General features: G+C 54.7%; 5 protein-coding genes. 4 read left to right on the top strand and 1 reads right to left on the bottom strand.

Annotated features, from left to right (window positions below):
• Positions 1 to 25: 25 nt before the first annotated feature.
• Complete coding sequence (locus tag JRG72_11670) at positions 26 to 307, top strand: hypothetical protein (protein MBW2135862.1); 282 nt, start codon at positions 26 to 28, stop codon at positions 305 to 307.
• A 302-nt stretch (positions 308 to 609) separates the two neighbouring features.
• Here the strand turns inward: JRG72_11670 and JRG72_11665 are convergent, their stop codons facing one another.
• Positions 610 to 1,101: a hypothetical protein gene (locus JRG72_11665; GenBank protein MBW2135861.1), complete on the bottom strand. Its 492-nt coding sequence runs from the start codon at positions 1,099 to 1,101 to the stop codon at positions 610 to 612.
• Between the two features lie 124 nt (positions 1,102 to 1,225).
• Here JRG72_11665 and JRG72_11660 point away from each other — a divergent pair, with 124 nt between their 5' ends.
• The 3 genes from JRG72_11660 to JRG72_11650 all read left to right on the top strand — a co-directional run.
• Complete coding sequence (locus JRG72_11660) at positions 1,226 to 1,735, top strand: hypothetical protein (GenBank protein ID MBW2135860.1); 510 nt, start codon at positions 1,226 to 1,228, stop codon at positions 1,733 to 1,735.
• Between the two features lie 135 nt (positions 1,736 to 1,870).
• Positions 1,871 to 2,134 carry a hypothetical protein gene (locus JRG72_11655; protein MBW2135859.1) on the top strand — a complete coding sequence of 88 codons (264 nt, stop codon included), beginning with the start codon at positions 1,871 to 1,873 and terminating at the stop codon, positions 2,132 to 2,134.
• 343 nt (positions 2,135 to 2,477) lie between these two features.
• The coding region (locus tag JRG72_11650) for a hypothetical protein (protein MBW2135858.1) at positions 2,478 to 2,775 on the top strand (298 nt) is incomplete at its 3' end.

Here is a 2,775-nt window from a genome sequence, read left to right as displayed (position 1 = left end):
AGGGCTGATGGAAGGGCTGCTGAACTTGGTGTTTTCCAAATTGGGGGCCATTTTGGCTGGGGCTATGGGACTGGTGGCTCTGTGGCTCCGAGGCGCTTGGTACAAGCGGCGGGCGGAACGGGCCGAGGCCGCGGCGGCGGGGCTCGAAGTCAAAGTGGATCACCAGGAAACGGTCAGAACCATAGACCAAGCAACAGAGAGGGCAAAGGATGAGCTGGGCAAAATTAATCAAGTTCCTGACGGCCTTGTTGATTATTTCCGTGATGGCAAGCTCCTGCGCCGGAATTCCGAAGGCGGCGATTCCTGATCTGGAAGAGCCAAAGGTTATCTCACCGCCGAAGTGCCCCAGCGTGGAGCGCGTCATCAGGACGGCCAAGTCTATTACCGGTTTTCCGAGGCCGACGCCATAGCTATAGCCAAGCACAGGGAAGAGCTGGTCGGGGAAGTGATCAATGGACAGGAGGGTATGCGGGCATATAGGAGCCTCCTGGAGCAATGCCTAAGATGAAGGGGCTGGCAGAGAAAGCGGTCATGTTCCTGACGGTCACTTGGTTCTTGGTGGCCATGGCGGTGGCCGGGGTGCTTTGGCTGTTGGCGGTTCCTTTCCGGCTACGGCAGACATCCTGGAGAAGGCCGGGATATCATCTCTTGGGACGGCTCCCTGATCGTGGGAGTCAGCCATAACCCCAGGACAGAAATTGTCATCACCAGCATAGACATGCGGCTATGGGGAGAGCAGGAACAGAAGAAATTGAAGAAATCCTGAAGGGTCCGGGACGGATTGAGTGCTTGGCGCTGCGGGCCAATATCAGCCAAAGGCAATGCGCCATAAATCAGGCGCAAGCCCATATTGACCCATGGGGGCCACTCAGGCCTTGCCTGCGCTGTGATCAGGAGGACCGAGTCCGGGAAATAAAGGTGAGAGCACTCCGAACCATTTGGCCGTATGCCTACAAATACAAAAAACGGAAACTGGGGGTGACCAATAAGGCTGAACCAGCGGATTGAAATTGGAAGGGCCAATCCCATCCCATGAATGGAAGTGGCGAGAACAGGCTGTTTATAGGCGTTAAAGAAATCGCCGGTTTCCTGCGCCTGCATTGGCGCACCTGCTACCGCCATCTCAAGGCCGGGCGTCTTCCGGCCAAGCGTGACAGTCTGGGCCGGTGGGTAATGACCGCAGACGATTATTATCAATCATTCAAGTCGCCTGAGAAGGAGGAGGATGAAACCCCGGACCCAAGTCTATGCGGGGGTGAAGTGGGGCCTGCTGGAACCCACGATAATCCTGGTGGCGGAATATTATCTACCACCGGAAGACCGGATACATCTGATACGCGAGCTTTACCGCAGGGAGCTTTACCTGGAGGACCTCCTGATTATCGCGAGCGAGTGGCGGGAGGAGTTGCAGATCAGGAAGTTTTTTTGCGACCCGGCAGAGCCGGAATTGATCAAACGAATGCGCAGGGCCCGCCTTCCCGCGGTGGTAGCTCCCAAGGAACAGAACCTGGCCAGAAACCTGATTAAACAACGGCTGGCCAACACCAAGGAAGGCAGACCCGGAGGACTGACCATCTCCAGAGAATGCGTCAACACCATCCCGGAGTTTTTGAAATACCACCTGCCGGAAGGCAAAACCAAGCCGGCGGACGCCGATACCCACGGCCTTAAAGCCCTGCATTTCCTGGTGCTGGGGTTGAGCCTGGAGGCGACGCCGAGGGTGAGGTGGCTGTGATTTTTGAACTGACGCCCGCGCATTGCCCCTCCTAGGCCGTTGGGCCAGGAGGGGTTCAAGCGGGCGGGTGTTGCTTTGGTTTTTTGCGCGGTTTTTCTTTGGTGCCCTGCTGTCAGCCAAGAGAAAGGATAGATTGTGCCCTATTATGTGATCCGCGAAACCAGGCCGGAAGCTAACCACTGGATACCCAAGGGGCGGTTCAGGGTGGCCGGGTTTGACAAGAAAAAAGAAGCTGAGGCATACGCCCGGCAACTGAGTAAGTTTAGTGCGGATCAATATGACTATCGGGTAGAAAAACATACTCCCAAAAGTCCGCACTTGCCACTGGCCTATGAGCCGCCGCCGGCCCCGAAACAGACCGTCAACTTTAAACCAGAAGAATATCACTTGGAGGATTAGGTTTGGCCAAGAAATTCTGTTCCAAGTGGCGCCCGGGTCAACGGTCTCTGTTAGATCCCACAGCCGAGGTCCGGTGTCGGTTCTGGGGCGGTGGAACCATCTGAAACCGCCCTGACGTATGGCAGTGTGAGACCATGGGGCTGAGAGAATATAATCCGCTTGAACTCTGGCACAAAAACTGGCGGGCGGACAATGACGAGGATGGCGATCCCGATTGATAGGAGGTCTTTGATGTCCAATCCAACTTGCCGTTTATGCGGCCGGGAAATCCCCCCCCGAGAAGCGCATCACAATCGAGGGGAAACAAGATATTTGCTACGACTGCTATAAGCAGCAGGCCCCCATGGTATGCGTGGATTTTGACGGAGTGCTGGCGCAATATGACGGCTGGAAAGGCCCGGACCATTTAGGTGATCCTATACCTGGTATTAGAATTTTCTTGTCAGGACTTAAAGAAATGGGGTTCTGTATAACCATTTTGACGACAAGGAAAACGCAGAAAGTCAATCATTGGATTTTAACCCATCGGCTTGCAGATTATATTGATCATGTGACAAATAAAAAGCCCCCGGCCAAGGCCTATATCGATGATCGTGGAATCTGTTTCAAAGGGGACTTTTCGGAAGTGATTGCAAGACTCA

The sequence above is a fragment of the Deltaproteobacteria bacterium genome, assembly GCA_019309545.1.
In the GTDB taxonomy this organism is placed as follows: Bacteria; Desulfobacterota; Desulfobaccia; order Desulfobaccales; family Desulfobaccaceae; genus Desulfobacca_B.
The sequence above is the reverse complement of the archived record's forward strand: the minus strand, read 5'-3'. Positions and strand labels throughout refer to the sequence as shown.

Bases quoted from the DNA above. Each gene is read 5' to 3' on its own strand.
- JRG72_11665 (MBW2135861.1), bottom strand. From the start codon at position 1,101: ATGCAGGCGCAGGAAACCGGCGATTTCTTTAACGCCTATAAACAGCCT.
- JRG72_11660 (MBW2135860.1), top strand. From the start codon at position 1,226: ATGAAACCCCGGACCCAAGTCTATGCGGGGGTGAAGTGGGGCCTGCTG.